The organism is Promicromonospora sp. NPDC060204, from assembly GCF_042728455.1.
In the GTDB taxonomy this organism is placed as follows: Bacteria; Actinomycetota; Actinomycetes; order Actinomycetales; family Cellulomonadaceae; genus Promicromonospora.
In genome coordinates this window covers 1-16,530 of sequence record NZ_JBHWZO010000140.1, presented here as the reverse complement: position 1 = coordinate 16,530, position 16,530 = coordinate 1, and the positions used below count along the sequence as shown (strand labels likewise).

The 16,530-nt window shown below is 76.4% G+C and carries 12 protein-coding genes; 9 read left to right on the top strand and 3 right to left on the bottom strand.

Going from position 1 to position 16,530, the window contains the following annotated elements; genetic code table 11:
• Positions 1-150: 150 nt before the first annotated feature.
• Positions 151-912: an IclR family transcriptional regulator gene (locus ACFWEJ_RS17695; protein ID WP_377230525.1), complete on the bottom strand. Its 762-nt coding sequence runs from the start codon at positions 910-912 to the stop codon at positions 151-153.
• A gap of 337 nt (positions 913-1,249) precedes the next feature.
• Between ACFWEJ_RS17695 and ACFWEJ_RS17690 the strand changes: the two genes are divergently transcribed.
• The 5 genes from ACFWEJ_RS17690 (at position 1,250) to ACFWEJ_RS17670 (ending at position 7,138) form a co-directional block, all read left to right on the top strand.
• Positions 1,250-2,560 (top strand): cytochrome P450, encoded by a 1,311-nt coding sequence (locus ACFWEJ_RS17690; protein WP_377230524.1) that lies wholly within the window; start codon positions 1,250-1,252, stop codon positions 2,558-2,560.
• An 85-nt stretch (positions 2,561-2,645) separates the two neighbouring features.
• Positions 2,646-4,250, top strand: coding sequence for a Re/Si-specific NAD(P)(+) transhydrogenase subunit alpha (locus ACFWEJ_RS17685; protein ID WP_377230523.1), 1,605 nt, complete (start codon positions 2,646-2,648; stop codon positions 4,248-4,250).
• Positions 4,247-5,656, top strand: a complete 1,410-nt coding sequence (pntB, locus tag ACFWEJ_RS17680; RefSeq protein ID WP_377230522.1) for a Re/Si-specific NAD(P)(+) transhydrogenase subunit beta — start codon at positions 4,247-4,249, stop codon at positions 5,654-5,656. Before ACFWEJ_RS17685 ends, pntB begins: the two co-directional genes overlap by 4 nt.
• 181 nt (positions 5,657-5,837) lie before the next feature.
• Complete coding sequence (locus ACFWEJ_RS17675) at positions 5,838-6,248, top strand: hypothetical protein (RefSeq protein ID WP_377230521.1); 411 nt, start codon at positions 5,838-5,840, stop codon at positions 6,246-6,248.
• Entirely contained in the window at positions 6,245-7,138 is an 894-nt protein-coding gene (locus ACFWEJ_RS17670) for a ketopantoate reductase family protein (protein WP_377230520.1), read from the top strand. Before ACFWEJ_RS17675 ends, ACFWEJ_RS17670 begins: the two co-directional genes overlap by 4 nt.
• Positions 7,139-7,336: 198 nt before the next feature.
• On the opposite strand, the gene ACFWEJ_RS17665 is transcribed toward ACFWEJ_RS17670, so the two are convergent.
• Complete coding sequence (locus ACFWEJ_RS17665; RefSeq protein WP_377230519.1) at positions 7,337-8,800, bottom strand: hypothetical protein; 1,464 nt, start codon at positions 8,798-8,800, stop codon at positions 7,337-7,339.
• Between the two features lie 53 nt (positions 8,801-8,853).
• Between ACFWEJ_RS17665 and ACFWEJ_RS17660 the strand changes: the two genes are divergently transcribed.
• Positions 8,854-10,212, top strand: a complete 1,359-nt coding sequence (locus ACFWEJ_RS17660; RefSeq protein ID WP_377230518.1) for a glycosyltransferase — start codon at positions 8,854-8,856, stop codon at positions 10,210-10,212.
• A 23-nt stretch (positions 10,213-10,235) separates the two neighbouring features.
• Here the strand turns inward: ACFWEJ_RS17660 and ACFWEJ_RS17655 are convergent, their stop codons facing one another.
• On the bottom strand, positions 10,236-11,693 hold the full coding sequence (locus ACFWEJ_RS17655) for a hypothetical protein (RefSeq protein WP_377230517.1): 1,458 nt from the start codon (positions 11,691-11,693) through the stop codon (positions 10,236-10,238).
• Positions 11,694-11,882: 189 nt separating this feature from the next.
• Between ACFWEJ_RS17655 and ACFWEJ_RS17650 the strand changes: the two genes are divergently transcribed.
• The 3 genes from ACFWEJ_RS17650 to ACFWEJ_RS17640 are packed head-to-tail and all read left to right on the top strand — an operon-like array spanning position 11,883 to position 16,505.
• Positions 11,883-13,367, top strand: coding sequence for a condensation domain-containing protein (locus tag ACFWEJ_RS17650; protein WP_377230516.1), 1,485 nt, complete (start codon positions 11,883-11,885; stop codon positions 13,365-13,367).
• Positions 13,364-15,025: a hypothetical protein gene (locus tag ACFWEJ_RS17645; RefSeq protein ID WP_377230515.1), complete on the top strand. Its 1,662-nt coding sequence runs from the start codon at positions 13,364-13,366 to the stop codon at positions 15,023-15,025. Before ACFWEJ_RS17650 ends, ACFWEJ_RS17645 begins: the two co-directional genes overlap by 4 nt.
• Positions 15,006-16,505 (top strand): hypothetical protein, encoded by a 1,500-nt coding sequence (locus ACFWEJ_RS17640; RefSeq protein ID WP_377230514.1) that lies wholly within the window; start codon positions 15,006-15,008, stop codon positions 16,503-16,505. Before ACFWEJ_RS17645 ends, ACFWEJ_RS17640 begins: the two co-directional genes overlap by 20 nt.
• Positions 16,506-16,530: the final 25 nt, after the last annotated feature.

Sequence of the window (16,530 nt, the reverse complement as noted above, 5' to 3'; positions counted from 1 at the left end):
TGAGCCGCCCCAAAGCGAAGAAAGCCGGGCCTCAAAGGGGATGCCGGACGGCGGAGGGTGTCGGACGGCGGAGGGTGTCGGACGGCGGAGGGTGCCCGGCCGAGCGCGCCCGGACGGCGAAGGGTGTCGGACGGCGGGGCCTCGCGCGGGTCAGACCCCCGCGAGGTCTCCCGCGACCAGGCTCAGCTCCCGGCGGGCGTGCGGCGGCACCACCTCGCCCGGGATGCTCAGCCCGACGGCCCACGACGTGTCGTCCCCCACGCGGCGGGGGACGAGGTAGGCAGCGCAGGCGATGTCGTTGCGGAACTCCCCGTGCTCCTCGACGACGGCGTCGGGGCGCAGGCGGGCGAGCTGGGCGTCGAGCGCCGTCATGTCGGCCGCGGTCCGCGGCGTGAACTTGCGCATCCCGGCGTCGACCACGAGCTCGTGGCGCTCGCGGCGGGACATGCCGAGCAGCAGCGCCTTGCCGAGCGCGGTGGCGTGCGCCGAGACGTCGAGCCCGCGCTCGAGGTCCTCGATGTACGGGGAGCCGGGGGCCTCCGCGTAGTCGACCACGACCACCCGGCCCGCGCTGATGCGGCCCAGGTACGCGCTGTAGCCGCTGCTCTGCGCGAGGTGGCGCAGTACCTCGCGCGTGTCGGGGCCGCGGCCGAGCGAGCCGAGCTGCTCGTAGAACCGGTGGCTCACCTGCTCGCCGACGTCGTAGGTGCCGTCCTTGAGCCGCGTCACGTAGCCCTCGTAGGCCAGCGTGCGCACGAGGTGGTACGTGGTGGAGAGGTTGAGGCCGCTGCGGCGGGCGATCGCCTTGACGGGCAGGCCCGGAAAGCGGGTGACCACCTCAAGAACGCGGAAGGCGCGAGCGACGCTCTGCACAAGGTCGTCGGGGCGCTCCCGCTCGGAGTTGAGTGTCACGTGTCCCCCTTGCTCGCCGGAGTGGGCCGACGGTACCTGTGTGACGGTGCCTTTTCGACAGTGCGTTGTCGAGGGTGAACGTGGTCTGACAGGTCTCGACAGGGTGGTGCGAGGGTGCGACAGTTTGTCTGCCCTCGCAGACATGTTAGCCACGGGTGTGGCCGAGGTCACGGTACAAAACAGCAAGACGGGTGGGTTCACCCTGGGCGATCGAGGACGACTGCACAGATACGGTGAATCAATGAAAATACACGAACTGGGTGATATCCGACAAGTCCCCCCGAGGCCACCGGACCGTCCGCGCGGGCCGGAGCCGTCCCGCGAGAGGCCCGCGATCGTGCTCGACGACCTGAGCGACACCACCCAGGACCGGCCCTGGCGGGGCACGCGGCCGCTCCCGCTCGATGCCGTCCCGCACCTGCGGCCGCTGGTCGAGGCGTCGGGGCTGGCCGACCCGCGCGAGCTCTACGACGAACTCGGGGCGCAGTGGGGCGAGGTGGCCCCGGTCGAGCTCGAGCCCGGGGTGCCCGCGTGGCTCGTCATGGGGCAGCGGCTCGTGTACGACATCATGCGCAACGAGCACGTGTTCGCCACCGACCCGCAGCTCTGGAACGGGCACGCGCGCGGCGGTCTGCCGCGCACGTCGGGCCTGCGCCCCGTGCTCACGTCGCACCAGCGCTTCTCCGCCAACCACGCCGACGGCGCGCTGCGGCAGCGCCTGCGCGTCCCCCTCGACGACGCGTTCGAGCAGCTCTCCGAGCCACTCTTGGCGGCGAAGGTGCGGTCCTTCTGCAACCTGCTCATCGACCGTTTTGAAGATCGCGGACGCGCCGACCTGATGCTGGAGTACGCGTCGGTGATCCCGCTCCTCGTGGTCGCCGACATGATCGGCTTCGACCCGGAGGACGGGCAGCGCCTGTTCGACCTGACGCGCCGGATGGCCGCGGGCGGCACCGACGCCGCCGACGCCGTGCACGAGCTGGACCGGATGCTCGGCGACCTCGTGGCGGTGCGCCGGGAGCACCCGCGGCGCGACCTGGCGAGCTCGCTGGCCGCCCACCCGAACATGCGGGACGACGTCGAGGTCACCCACACCCTGCTCACCGTGGCCTACTCGGGCAACCTGACGCTGACCGCCTGGGTGGCGCAGACCCTGCTGCTGACGCTCGCGGACGCGCGGTTCTCGGGGCGGCTGCACGGCGGCCGCATCGACCTGGACAGCGCGATGGACGAGGTGCTGTGGCGCTCCACGCCGACGATCCACAGCCTGCCCCGGTTCGCCCGGCAGGACGTGGTGCTGGACGACAAGCTCGTCGCGGCGGGCGACCCGCTCGTCCTGGCGATCCACGCGGCGAACACGGACCCGCGCATGGACACGGGCGACCCGTGGGACCACGTCGGCAGCCGGGCCCACGTCTCCTTCGGCACCGGCCCGCACGCCTGCCCGGCGCCCCGCACGGCGCGCGTGATCGCGAAGATCGCCGTCGAGACGGTGCTGCGCCGGCTGGAGGTCGTGCTGCGGATCCCCGCTGCCGACGTCGCGTGGGAACGGTCGCTGTGGATCCGCCAGCCGGTGAGCATCCCGGTCACCTTCCCGGTGCACGCCGACCCGGCAGCGCCCGTCGAGCAGGCCGGCCCGGCCGGGTAGGCATAGCACGCGACCCCTTTGCAGGTGGTAGTGCCCGGGCGAGGGGTCCCGGAGGTAGGTTGCGCCTGTGAGCAAGGAGGGTCACATGCGCATCGGCATACCGGACGACGGCGGGCCGCTCGTGCCCGCCACCCCCGCGACCACCGGCCGGCTGGTCGGCCTCGGCTACGAGGTGGCCGTGGCGGCGGGAGCGGGCGCGGGGGCGGGATTTCCCGACGCCGCCTACGCGGCCGCGGGAGCCGCCGTCGTGCCCGACGGCGAGGCGTGGGCCGCCGACGTCGTGGCGGTCACGCGCGCGCCGGACGACCTCGGCGCGCCCGGCCCGGCGGCGCTGCGGCCCGGGGCGGTGCTGATCGCCCAGGTCGCGCCCGCCGCCCGGCCGGACCTGGTGCGGGCGCTCGCGGCCCGCGGCGTCACCGCCCTGGCCCTCGACGCCGTGCCGCGCATCTCCCGCGCGCAGTCGCTCGACGTGCTCAGCGCGCTGTCGAACGTCGCGGGGTACCGGGCCGTGGTCGAGGCCGCCGCCGAGTTCGGCGGCATGTTCTCCGGCCAGGTCACGGCGGCGGGCACCACCCCGCCCGCGAACGTCTTCGTCATCGGCGCCGGCGTGGCCGGGCTCGCGGCCATCGGCGCGGCGGGCAGCCTCGGCGCGCAGGTGCGCGCCTTCGACGTGCGCCCCGAGGTGGCGGAGCAGATCGAGTCCATGGGCGCGACGGTGGTCCGGGCCGACGACGCCGCGCAGCAGGTCAGCGCCGACGGGTACGCCCAGGCCCTGACCGCCGGCCAGGAGGCGGCGGCGCTGCGCGCGTACGCCGTCGAGACGGCCGCGGCCGACATCGTCGTCACGACGGCCCTCGTGCGCGGGACCGCCCCCACCACGATCACGGCCGAGATGGTCGCGCGCATGCGGCCCGGCAGCGTGGTCGTCGACCTCGCCGCGCCCGGCGGCGGCAACTGCGAGCTGACCGTGCCGGGCGAGCGCGTGGTCAGCGACAACGGCGTCGTCGTGCTTGGGTACACGGACCTGCCCGACCGCATGCCGCGGCACACCTCGGAGCTGCTCGGCACCGCCGTCGCCAACCTGGTCCAGCTCGGCACCCCGGAACGGGACGGTCGCCTCGCGCTCGACCCGGACGACGTCGTCGTGCGCGGGATGACCGTGGCCGCCGGCGGCGAGGTGCTGTGGCCGCCGCCCCCGGTAGCCGTGTCGGCGCCCGCCGCGCCCGCGCCGTCGGGCGAGGAGCCGGGCGAGTCGCGCGAGCCCGCCGGGACCCCGGCCCGGGCGGCCGGCGGGACCCGGGCCGCCGGTGGGGCGCGTCCCGCGCCGTCGTCCGCGCGCTGGGTGCTGGTCGCCCTCGGCGCCGTGCTGGCGACGTTGGCCGTGGCGGCCTCCCCGCCGGACCAGGCGGCCCACTTCACCGTGCTGGCGCTGGCCGTGGTGGTCGGGTTCTACGTGATCTCGCACGTCAGCCACGCCCTGCACACCCCGCTGATGTCCCAGACCAACGCGATCTCCGGGATCATCCTGGTGGGCGGGATGCTCCAGATCGGCTCGGCGGACCCGGTGGTGACCACGTTGGCCGTGCTGGCCTCGGCGGTCGCGAGCATCAACATCTTCGGCGGGTTCCTGGTGACCCACCGCATGCTCGGCATGTTCCACCACAGCCCGGGCGAGGGGGAGGGCCGATGAGCGTCGAGTCGGTGGTGCAGGCGGTGTACCTGGTGGCGGCAGTCCTGTTCGTGCTGTCGCTGGCCGGCCTCTCCAAGCAGGAGACGGCGCGGCGCGGCGTGCTGCTCGGCATGACCGGGATGGGGCTCGCGCTGGTGGCGACGGTCGCGCTGGCCCTGGACCGGTCCGAGCGGCCCGTCGGCGTGACGGCCGGGCTGATCCTGCTGGTCCTCCTGGTGGGCGCGGCGGTCGGCACCTGGCGGGCGCGGACCGTCGAGATGACCCAGATGCCCGAGCTCATCGCGCTGCTGCACTCGTTCGTGGGCGCGGCGGCGGTGCTGGTCGGCTTCGGGTCCTACCTGACCGATCCCGGGACGGGCGGGGCCGGCGCGACCGTGCACCTGGTCGAGGTGTTCCTGGGCGTGCTGATCGGCGCCGTGACGTTCACGGGTTCCGTGGTGGCCTTCGGCAAGCTGTCGGCCCGGCTCCGCTCGTCGCCCCTGCTGCTGCCGGGCCGCAACTGGCTCAACCTCGCCGCGCTCGTGGCCTGCGCGGGCCTGCTCTGGTGGTTCCTGACGGCGGAGGAGTCCGGGCTGGTGCCGCTGCTCCTCATGACCCTGGTCGCGCTGGCCCTCGGCTGGCACCTGGTCGCGGCGATCGGCGGCGGCGACATGCCCGTCGTCGTCTCGATGCTCAACTCCTACTCGGGCTGGGCGGCCGCCGCGGCGGGCTTCATGCTGGGCAACGACCTGCTCATCATCACGGGCGCGCTGGTCGGGTCCTCGGGTGCGATCCTCAGCTACCTCATGTGCCGGGCGATGAACCGGTCGTTCGTCAGCGTGATCCTGGGCGGGTTCGGCGCGGAGACCGGCGTCGTCGCGCAGGGTGCCCCGGCCGAGCAGGGCACCTACCGGGAGACGACGGCGCTGGAGGTCGCCGACCGCCTGACCGCCGCCCGGTCGGTGATCGTGGCGCCCGGCTACGGCATGGCCGTGGCGAAGGCCCAGTACCCGGTCGCGGACCTCGTCGCCCGGCTGACGGCGCGCGGCACCACGGTGCGGTTCGGCATCCACCCCGTGGCCGGCCGGCTGCCGGGCCACATGAACGTGCTGCTCGCCGAGGCGAAGGTGCCCTACGACCAGGTGCTGGGCATGGACGAGATCAACGACGACTTCGCCGCGACCGACGTCGTGCTGGTGATCGGCGCCAACGACACGGTGAACCCGGCTGCCCAGGACGACCCGGGCTCGCCCATCGCGGGCATGCCGGTGCTGGAGGTGTGGCAGGCTCGGGAGGTGGTGGTCTTCAAGCGGTCGATGGCCACGGGGTACGCGGGCGTGCAGAACCCGTTGTTCTTCCGCGAGAACACCGCCATGCTGTTCGGCGACGCGAAGGACCAGGTGGAACTGATCGTCCAGGCCCTCTGACGGCGTCTGGCGCCTGGTTCGGCCCGGCCTGGCCTGGGCCTTTTGCATTCTGGTGGTCATGTGTGGGTGAATTGAGGGTGACGCGCTCACACCGCGCGGTAACGAGTTGGTATAAAGGGGCGCGCCAGGAAAGTCCGGCGCAGTCCCTCAGTGCGGAGGCCGAGTGTTGACACGCTCTCTCGTGACCGGAACGGCCGCGATCGTGGGGTTCCTGGTGCTTGTGGCGACCACCGAGCTCTTCTGGTTCGGGCCGCCGTCCGGCGCGCACAACGCCGGCGAGATCTTCGCCTCCGTGGGCGGGACCGCCCTCACCGTCCTCACCTGGGCGGTCGTCGGCTGGTCCGTCGCCCGGATCGCCCGCGCCCTGCGGCTGGCCCGCATCTCGGTGCTCGTGGGGATGTTGGCCCCGGTCGGCGCGATCGTCGCCTTCACCCTCTCGGTCGACCTGGACGCGTGGTCCACCGGCTTCGGCGTGCTGGCGTTCGCGGCGGCGTCCGCGGGCGTGCTGGTGACGATCCGCCGTCGCAAGGCGGCCCGCCCCACCGCGATCCCCGGGTCGAAGGGGCACCCTCCGGTGCGGATGGCCGCGTGAGCGACGCGCCGGTCGCCGTGGTCGGCCCGGGCGCGATCGGCGGTCTCATGGCCGCCCTCATGCAGCGCGCGGGGCACGACGTCACGGTCGTCGCGCGCGAGCGGACCGCCGCGCACATCGCCGAGCACGGGCTCGACGTGGTCTCCGACATGTTCGGGTCGTGGCACGCGCCGCTGGCGGCGTCCACCACGGTGCCGCGCGGCGCCCAGGTGCTGGTCGCCGTCAAGGCGGACGGCGTCGCCGCCGCGGCGGACCTGCTGCGCGCCGCGGACCCGGTCGAGGTGATCGCGCTGCTCAACGGCGTCGAGCACATGGTGCCGCTGCGCGCGGCGGCCCCCGGGGCGGCCGTGTTCGGCGCGACCATCGCGGGCCAGACGCGGCGCACCCCCGCCGAAGGCCCAGCTCCGGCGACCGTCACGCACTCCTTCGACCTGCTCACCGTCGTGGTGCCGGACGCCGCCGCGGACCTCGGCCTGACCGCCGCCCTGCGGGGCACCGGGGCCCTGCTGCAGACCGGCGGCACCGAGACCGAGGTGCTCTGGAAGAAGCTGCGGTTCCTCGCCGCTCTGTCGCTGCTGACCTCCACGTGGAAGACCGGGATCGCCGACGCCCTGGACCGCGACCCGGCGCTCACCGCCGGGCTCCTCGACGAGATCGCCGCCGTCGCCTCCGCCGAGGGCGTGCCCACCACGGGTGCGGACCTGCGCGGGTTGCTGGCCGGGATGCCGCCGCTGACCGTCGGCTCGCTGGAGGCCGACCTGTCGGCGGGGCGGCCGGGCGAGCTCGATCCGATCGGCGGCGCGATCCTGCGCGCGGGTGCGCGGCACGGCATCGTGATGCCGGTGCTCACGGCGACGGTCGACAAGCTGGCGGCGTCGGTCGGCCGCTAGGCGGGCGTCGGCCGGCCCGCCCGCCCACGCGCCGCGAGCGAAGTGCGCTTCTACCCCGTCATTCGGCCCGGAATCAGCCAGTTTTCGGGCGCAATGGCGGGGTAGAAGCGCACTTTCGCGCGGCGGCGGGCGACGATGCCGGGCCGCGGCCGGTCAACAACAGCCGCGGGTCCCGCTGGAGCAGACCGTCGGGTCGGGTCACCAGAACCGGACCGGCAGCCGGTGCCGCGCGTACACGCTCTCGACCGCCGCGCGCACCTGGGCGGGCGTGCCCAGCCGCTCGTCGTCCAGCCCGAGCACCGCCAGGGTCGCGATGCCGTTGTGCTCGGACCACCAGGAGTCCAGGCCGCCGCGCATCTGGCGCAGCCGGCCGCGGGTCAGCCCCTGCGTCACGCCCCGCATCAGCACGCTGGAGGCGGGCGTGCCGAGCGGCGCGGCGAACGCCGTCGGCAGGCGGCCCAGGTTCGAGGCCAGGCACAGCGGCGCGGTGCCGTCGCGCGCCGCCCGCTTGGCGACGGCGTCGGGCACCATCTGCATGAGCGGCTTGAGCGGGCCCAGGGTGTCCACCCGCGTGCCGGACGTCAGGGCCGCGAACTCGGCCTTGGACCGGGCCCGGATCTGCCCCATGTCGGCCACCACGCCGGCCCGCTCGGGAGCGGGCGTCACGGTGGTGTCCACCGCGATGGACACCCCGGACGTCGCGTTGGACCGCAGGTCGCCCGGCTGCCGCAGGCTCACGGGCAGCGACACGCGCACCGGCATGCCCGCCCGCGCGGCGCCCGCGGCGAGCAGGATCTCCGTGCACACCGCGATGAGCAGGCTGTTCGCCGTGCCACCCGCCGCGTGCGCCGCGCGGTGCCAGGTGGAGGCGTCCGTGTCCACGACGACGATCGGCGGGTGGGCGGGCTCGGCGTCGTCGGGCCGCGGGGCGGGCCGGGGCCGGTCCGCGGACTGCTGCGCCATCAGCGGCGGCACCGGTCCCTGCCGCGCCATCCGGCGCAGGCCGCCCACGGCGGCGCGCGCCTGGTCCGTCGCGTCGCGCAGGTCGGCCACGAGGCCCGTGCGGATCCGCTCGCCCTCCTTGGGCAGGCGGCGGCTCTCGGACGACGGCGCGCCCTCGGCGTACCCGCCCGCGAAGGCGCCCCGGGCCGCGGCCGCGGCGACCGCAGCCTCCACGGCGCCCACGTGCATCCCGCCGTCGGCCACCACGTGCGAGGTGAGGAGGCTGAGCAGGCTCCCGCCGCTCGTCGTCGGCGCGGCGGACAGCGCCCAGGTCGGACCGCGCTCCGGGTCCAGGCTCACCTGGGCCTGCTCGTCCGCCCAGGCGAGCACGTAGGCCTCGGGCACCGGCGCGGACCCGATGAGCAGGTCCGGCAGCCTGGTGGACGCCGACCAGCGGGCGCGGGCGCCCGGGAGGCGGCCGGGCCGCACCACGCGCTGCAGGGGGCCCTCGGCCAGGCCGCGGTGCAGGGCGCGTAGCGCGTCGACGTCCAGCGGTGCCGGCAGCCGCCAGACGGTCTGGTTGACCACGGCCACGCCGAGCACCCGGCGCGTGCGCAGGAACAGGTCGTCGTCGTAGGTCAGGCGGTTGCTCGCGGCGGGTGAGGCTGCCGGCGGGAGGTTCGGCGGGATGGCGGGTGGGCTGGTCACAGGGCTGGTCACTGGTTCTCCGGTGCCGGGCGGGCGGGTGGTCGGCGGGCGTGTAGGTTGCGCGCGTGCGTCATGTCATGGCCCTGGTGGGCAGTCGAGGAGATGTCCAGCCGGCCCTCGCGGTCGCCCTGGAGCTGCGCCGGCGCGGGCACGAGGTGGTCACCGGCGTGGCGCCGAACCTCGTGCCGCTGGCCGCGCGGCTGGGCCTGGACCCGGTGCCGCTGGGCATCGACTCGGCGGCGCTGCTGGGGTCCGACCTGGTGCGGCGCGACATGCGGTCCGCGCACCCGGTGCGCCGGGTGCGCGCGCTGCGCGCCGTGGCGTCGGCCGGCTGGGACGAGCTCCGGACCGGGCTGGTGGCGCTGCTCGACGACGTGGGCGGCGCGGACACCGTGGTGACCGGCCTCCTGGGCCAGGAGGTGGCCGCCGCGGTCGCCGAGCGGCGCGGCCTGGCCATGGCGGCGCTGCACTACTGCCCGGTGCGGGCCAACGGCGTGGTGTCGCCCGTGAGCGGCGTGCGCGGCCCGGGCGCGACCCGCGCCGTCTGGGCGCTGGGGGAGCGGGTGCGCTGGGGCCTGACCCGCCGGGCGGAGAACGCCCAGCGCGCCGCACTCGGGCTCGGCGCCACGCGCGTGCACCTGCCCACCCGCCTGCGCGACGCCGGGGCCGTGGAGATCCAGGCCTACGACCCGGCGCTCGCGCCGGGACTGGTCGACGAGTGGGGCCCGTGCCGCCCGCTGACGGGCTTCCTCGCCCTGGACGACGACGCCCGGGCGCGCCTCGGGGAGGCCGGCGCCGGGTCGGACGCGGGGCTCGACGGAGGACTCGGCCTCGACGGCAGCCTCGACGCCGGGCTCGACTCCTGGCTGGACGACGGCGAGCCGCCCGTCTACGTGGGCTTCGGCTCCATGCCCGTGGCGGACCCCGCCGCGCTGCTCGCCGCCGTCGACGCCGCGTGCGCCGACCTCGGCGTGCGGGCGCTGGTCAGCGCGGGCTGGAACGACTTCTCGGGGGCTGCCGGTCCCGGCGCTCCCGGCGGCGCTGCCGGGCCCGACGGGAAGCGCGTGCGCGTCGTCGGCGCCGTCGACCACGCGGCGGTGCTGCCCCGCTGCCGCGCGGCCGTGCACCACGGCGGGGCCGGGACGACTGCGGCGGCGCTGCGCGCGGGCCTGCCCGCCGTCGTCGGCTGGTACTCCGCGGACCAGCCGATGTGGGGCGACCTGTTGCGCGGCGCGGGGGTCGGTGTGGCCCGCCGCGCGAGCACCCTGACGCAGCCCGGCGTGCTCGCCGGAGCGCTGGCCGAGGTGCTCGACGACGCCACCGCGGCCCACGCCGCCGCGCTCGGGGCGCGGCTGGTGCCCCCGGGCGAGGCGGTCGCGGCGGCGGCGGACGCCATCGCCGGCGCGCAACGACGTCAAGCCTGAGCCGGCACACCAACCCCGCCCACTCACCACGGGGCCGCCGGCAGCTTCCAGGCCTCGGCCTCGGCCAGCACCAGGCGGCGCAGGGTGTCGGCGTCGGCCACGCGGTCGGGGTCGAGGGCGGCGACGCTGAGCGTCGTCGTGCGGCCTGCCGTGGTGCAGAACGCGACCAGCCCGCCGCCGGCGGCGCGCAGCTCGGCGGCCGACGCGCCCTGGTAGTGCGACAGCGTGGCGACGGCGCGGACCGGGCCGCCCGCCGCCTGCGTGTAGCCCTCGGGCGGGCGGCCCAGGTTGGACGCCAGCGCGGCCGCGACCGGCGGCTGCGGCAGGCGGCCGACGAGGGTGTCCGGCAGCATCTGCACCAGCTCGAGCGGCACCGGGGCCACCCCGGGCTCCGCCTGCCCGACGGCGGTGTACGCCTCCTTGGCGGCCGCCCGGACCCAGCCGAGGTCGCGGTGGGCCAGCACGTCGGCCGGGATGGTGACGCGGGCGATCTTGGTCGAGTTCGCCCGGGGGTCGTCGGCGCCGCGGGTCGAGACGGGCAGCGCCACGGGCACGGGCTCGCCCGGGAACCGGCCGGTGGCGTGCACCAGGCGGGCGAGGAACGCGACGAACCAGGTGTTGGGCGTGCCGCCGTGCGCGGCGGCGGCCTGGGTCACCTGGTCGGCGGGGAGCTCGACGTGCAGCACGGGCACGCGCCAGCCGGCGTCGGCGGCGTGGTCGGCGGGCTCGGCGGCCGGGCCTGCCGCGACCGGCACCCCGGCGGAGCCGGCGGGCACGGGCTCGTCCGGCGGGGGCGGCACGGGCTCGTGCCGCGTGCCCGGCGCCTCGGCGGCCTCGATCTGCGGGGCGGCCTCCTGCGCGGCGGCCTGCGCCTTCGCCCGGGCCTTGTCCCTGGCCCACCGTGCGACGGCGGCGGCCTGGGCCGCGGCGTCGGCGGCGTCCGCGAGCAGCGCGCGCCGGCCGCGCTCGGGTGCCGGGACGACGATCGGCTCGGCGTGCGTCGCGGCGCGCACCACGGCGTCGATCAGGGCGGCGCCGTCGGCCACGGCGTGCGCGCAGGTGAGCGAGACGACCGACCCGGCGACGGTCCCGGCGCCGCCGGCGCCCGGGCGGCCCGCGACGTCCGCGGCGGAGATCCGCCAGGAGAGGCCCTTCGCGGGGTCGAGCGGCACGTCGGCCTCGGCCTGCGCCCAGGCGCCGATGCCGCCCTCGGGCACGGGCGCCGTCTGCAGGTCCAGCACGGGCAGGGTGCCCGCGGGCGCCCAGCGGTGCCGCGCGCCGGGCACGCGGGCGCGCACCACGCGCCGGTGCAGGGACCCGGCGGCGAGTCGTTCGGCCAGGTCACGCAGGCGATCGGCGTCGAAGGGGCCGTCGAGGCGCCACAGCACCTGGTTCACGGCGGGGCTCGCGCCGCCGTCGTGCCGGCGCAGGAACATGTCGTCGGCGAACTGCAGGCGCAGTGCGGGTGGCGGGTCCGTCACGCTCGTCTCTCCGGTCGGTTCGCGGTCCCGGAGGGGACCGTGGGCTTCAGCAGACCGACCATACCGGGCATTACGGGGGGACTAACTTTCACCCGGCGAATCCGGTATAAAGGTCGCCGCAAGGGGACCGCGGAACTCGTCCGACGTCGTGCTGGCCGTGCCCACAGACCGATCGAGGGACCCGACCGCATGGAATACACCGAGCTTTCGGCCTACGACCTGCCCGCCGGGGTCGTGACGTCCTGGACGCCGCGGGCCGACGCCGGGCGCTGGCAGCAGGACCCGCGCGACCTCTCGCCGGGGCACGAGGCGCACCTGCGCGACTCCGAGCCGGGCTCCTGGATCGGCTCGGTGCTCCGGGTCCCCGGGCCGTACGAGCCGGAGGCGCTGCGCCGCGCGATCCACGCCTGGCTGAGCCGCCACGAGGTGCTGCGCACCACCGTGACCCGCGACGCCGGCGCGGGCTGGCGGCGCGTGACGGCCCCGGCCGAGGCCGTCGCCGTCCGCGACCTCGTGGTCGGCCACCTGACCGCCGCGCAGGTCACGGCCCTGCTGCCCAGCCTGCTCGCCGACGTCTCGCCGACCGCCTGGCCGCACTGCGTCCTGGCCAGCGTCGTGCCGGACCAGCCTGTGGGCGGTTCGGGCCCTGACGGCTTCGTGCTCGCGTTCGGCGCCGACCACTCGGTCATGGACGCCTACTCGCAGCTCCTGTGGTTCGAGGAGATCGTCTCGCTGTACGACGCCGCCCGCCGGGGCGTGCCGGACGCCGAGCTGCGCGCGCTGGAGGTGGGCTCCCACGTGGACTTCTCCGCCGAGGACCGCAAGCTCGCGATGACGCTCGCCGCCGACGGCGAGCCCGTGCACCGCTGGCTCGACTTCCTCGGGCCGGACGCCACGTTCCCGCGCTACGGCGCCGAGGGCGTCACGCACCCGGCCGCCGACGCCGCCGAGGCCGCCCGGCCGCAGGCCTCCCGGTCCGCGTGGCTCGCCACCGCCGACCAGACCGACGACCTCAGCGCCCGCAGCCGGGCCCGCGGCGCGTCCGCCCAGTCCGGCGTGCTGGCCACCTTCGCGCACGCCGCGCGCCGGGTGCACGGGATCGACCGGCTCCGGTTCGTGCTGCCCATGCACACCCGGTACGCGCCGCAGCACGCCGCCGCCGTCGGCTGGTACGTGGGCCTGTGCCCCGTCGATCTCGACCTGGACGGCGTGGACCCCGTGCTGCGCGAGGTCGACGCCGGTGGGGCGGGTACAGGCCGCGCGGGTGGGGCCGGCGCGGGCCGGGTGATCGACGGCGCCGCGCTGACCGCCGCCGTCGAGCGCGTGCACGCCGCGGTCGCGGCGGGCAAGCCCCTGGTGCGGTACTCGTTCGCGCGCATCGCCGAGCTGGGCGGCATCACCGACGGACCGCACCTCGCCGTCTCCTACGTGGACACGCGGTTCGTGCCCGGGGCCGAGCGCTGGAGCGCCTGGGACGCCCGCACCCTGCGCAGCCCTGCGTACGGCACCGACGAGCTCTACCTGTGGTTCCTGCGCACCCACGACGGCCTCAACGTCTCCACCCGCTACCCCGACGCCCCGGAGGCGCACGCCGCCATGGACGCCCTGATCGAGGAGCTCCGCGCCTGCTTCCGGGCCTTCGGCACCGCCGGCCTGAGCGAGGCGGTCGCATGATCCTCGGCGCCCTGGGCACCTGGTCCCCGCGCACCGGGCAGGTGGTGCACGTGCGACCCACGGCGGCGGCGCTCGCCGCGGCCCGGCAGGCGCCCGTGGACCCTGGGCCCCCGTCGTTCCTCCAGGGCGACCACCTGCGCGCCTTCGCGGCGCGCCGGGCGTCCGGCGGTCGGCACCGCGCCTGGACCGGCACCGCGTCCCGCCTCGACGGGCCGTTCGACGGCGCGGCCCTGGCCCGGGCCCTGACCCGGTTCGTGCGGCGGCACGAGGGTCTGCGCACCTGGTTCGACGTCGACGCCTGCGCCGAGGGCGGTCCCGCGGTGCGGCACCTGGTCCCCGCGGACGCCGTCGACTTCGCGCCCGTGGACGTGCCCGCCCTCTCGCCGGTGCCCGGCCTCGGGTGGGACGAGTGGGTGACCGGGCACCTGAACGCGACCTTCGACGCCGCGTGCCGCCCCGACTCCTGGGCCCCGTTCGCGCTCGGCGCCGTGGCGACCGACGACGCGTTCGGGCTGTTCTGGGGCTGCGACCACGCGTTCACCGACGGCGGGTCGCAGCTCATGGTGCTCAGCGAGATCGAGGAGCTGTACGGGTGGGAGCTCGCGGCCGCTGCAGACGGCGGGGGCGCGGACGGCGGCGGGCCGGCCGACGGCGGGCCGGACGGCGGCCCGAACCCCGCCCCCGCCGAACCCCCGACCACCGCCGGGTCCTTCCTGGACCACGCCCGGGCCGAGCACGAGCTCGCCGCGGCGACCCCGGCGGACGCGCCCCAGATCCGCGCCTGGTCCGACACCGTGACCGCGCACGGCGGCCGCCTGCCGCAGTTCGCGCTGGACCTCGGCCTGCCGCCGGGCGAGACCGCACCCGTCAAGATCCGCTCCGCGACCCTGCTCGACGCCGCCGGCCTCGCGCACATCGACGCGCTCGCCGCCGCGCACGGCGCCCGGTTCACCGGCGCGGTGTTCGCCGGGATCGCGCTCACGGACGCCCGGCTGACCGGCGCGGCCGACTGGTTCGGAGTCACCGTGGTCGGCACGCGCGGCCCCGGCTTCGAGACCACGCAGGGCTGGCTGTGCAACTTCGCGCCGGTCACGTTCCCTGTGTCCGACGCAGCCCCGGTGCCCGACGGCGCCCCGGGGCCCGACGGCGGCGGCCCGGCGTCGTTCGCCGCCGTCCTGCCTGCCGCCGACGCGGCGTTCCGCCAGGCCCGGAAGGTGGCGGAGGTGCCGGTGCACGCCGCGCTCGGCGTCATGCTGGCCGGCGGCGTGCTCGACCCCGCCTCCCTCGGCAGCCCGCAGCTCATCAGCTACCTCGACCTGCGGCGGTTCCCCGGCGTCGGGCGCCCCGCCTACGACAACGGCCTCCACTTCACGGGCGAGGGCCGCACCGCGAACGCATCGCTGTGGGTCAACCGCGACCACGAGCGGCTGTACGTCGTCACGCAGACGCCGGACACCCCCGCGGCGCAGGCCGCCGTGGACCGCTACCTCGCGGAGCTGACGGCGACGTTCGCGGCTGCGGTCGCCGAGGCGGCCGCGGGTGCCGTCGCCGAGGCCGCCGCGACGTCCGCCGCCGAGAGCGCCGATACCGGCGTCGCCACGGGTGCCGACGTGCGGGACGCGCGGCTGGAGGCGACCGGTGCGGGTTCTCTCGGCTGACCTCTGGGAGCCGGCGCCCGGCCGGGTCCTCACCTGGGACGTCACGCCCGGTTCCGGGCACCGGCCGGTCCCGGCGGCGCCCACCTACAACCAGCGCAACCACCTCATCGGGGCCGGGTCCGGCGAGCCGAGCGTGTGGATCACCGCCGCGTTCGACGTCGACGGGCCGATCGATCCCGGGGCGCTGGAGGCCGCCTTCGGGGATCTCGTGGCCGGCCACCCGGGCCTGCGGGTCGAGGCGGTCCGCCGTCCCGCGCCCGAGCAGGTGGGCCTCCTGCGGCACGACCCGGACGGCCTGGTCTGGCGGCGGCACGACGGCCCGCACACGCGGACGGTCGCGGAGACCCGCGAGCACCTGACCGCCGAGCTCACCCGGCGCTGTGCGCCGTTCGGCTACCCGGCCTTCCTGCCCGCCGCGATCAGCCGCCCGGACCGGTCGACGATCGTGCTCGGGATGGACCACCTGCACACCGACGCGTGGTCCACCACCGTCGTGATCGACGAGCTGGCCGCCCGGTACGCCGAGAGCACGGGGGACAGGTCCCACGCCGGCGGGACCGGCCGGACCGCCGGCCCGGGCCGAGCGGCGGGACTGCCCGCCGTCGCCGCGACCGCGATCGTCGCCGACCCGGTCTCGGCGGATCCAACGGGTCCGGCGTCCGGCAACGTCACCGGCCCGCCGCCCGTCGGCGCCGACGACCCGCGCCTCGCGACGTGGCACGGCTTCCTCCGGGACCGCGGCTGGGCGCTGCCGACGTTCCCGCTGCCGCTCGGCGTGCCCGACGGCGAGCGGGTGGCGCAGCGCACCGTCGTGCGCCCGCTGGCCGACGCCGCGACCGCGGATGCCGTCGCGGCGCGCGCCCGCGCGGCCGGTGCGTCGACGTCGGCGGCCGTGCTGGTCACGCTGGCCCGAGCGGTCGCGGACCTGGGCGGCCCCGCCGTCCTGGAGACCCTGCTGCCGGTGCACACCCGCGACGACGCGGCGGCCCGCGGCGCCGTCGGCTGGCACACGACCACCGTGCCGCTGCGGATCGACTCCGGCGTCGGGGGCGCTCCCGCGGGCGTTCAGCCCTGGGCCGTTCCCGGCGGTGCCGCCGTCCGGCCCGCCGTGCCCGACACCGCGCTGGCCGCGACCGGCAAGGCCCTGCGGGCCGCGCGCGAGCTGGCCGCCGTGCCGCTGGAGCAGGTGGTGACGTCGCTGCCCCAGCCGCTGCGGTTCCTGCGGACGGACATCTTCCAGGTCTCCTACCTGGACTACCGCCGCCTGCCGGGGCACGCCGCGGCCGCCGGACGGCGGGCCCACCACGTGTCGGCCGCCACCCGCGCCGACGACCTCCAGGTCTGGGTCTCCCGCTCGGACGACGGCATCGCCGTCCGCGCCCGCATGCCCCGCACCCCGACGGCGACAGCGACGGTCGACGCCGTGCTGGACCGCTGGTCGGAGCTGCTGAGCCCCCACCCACCCACCCACAAAAGCTGAGTGCTGGGTATTTGTGGCTTGGAAC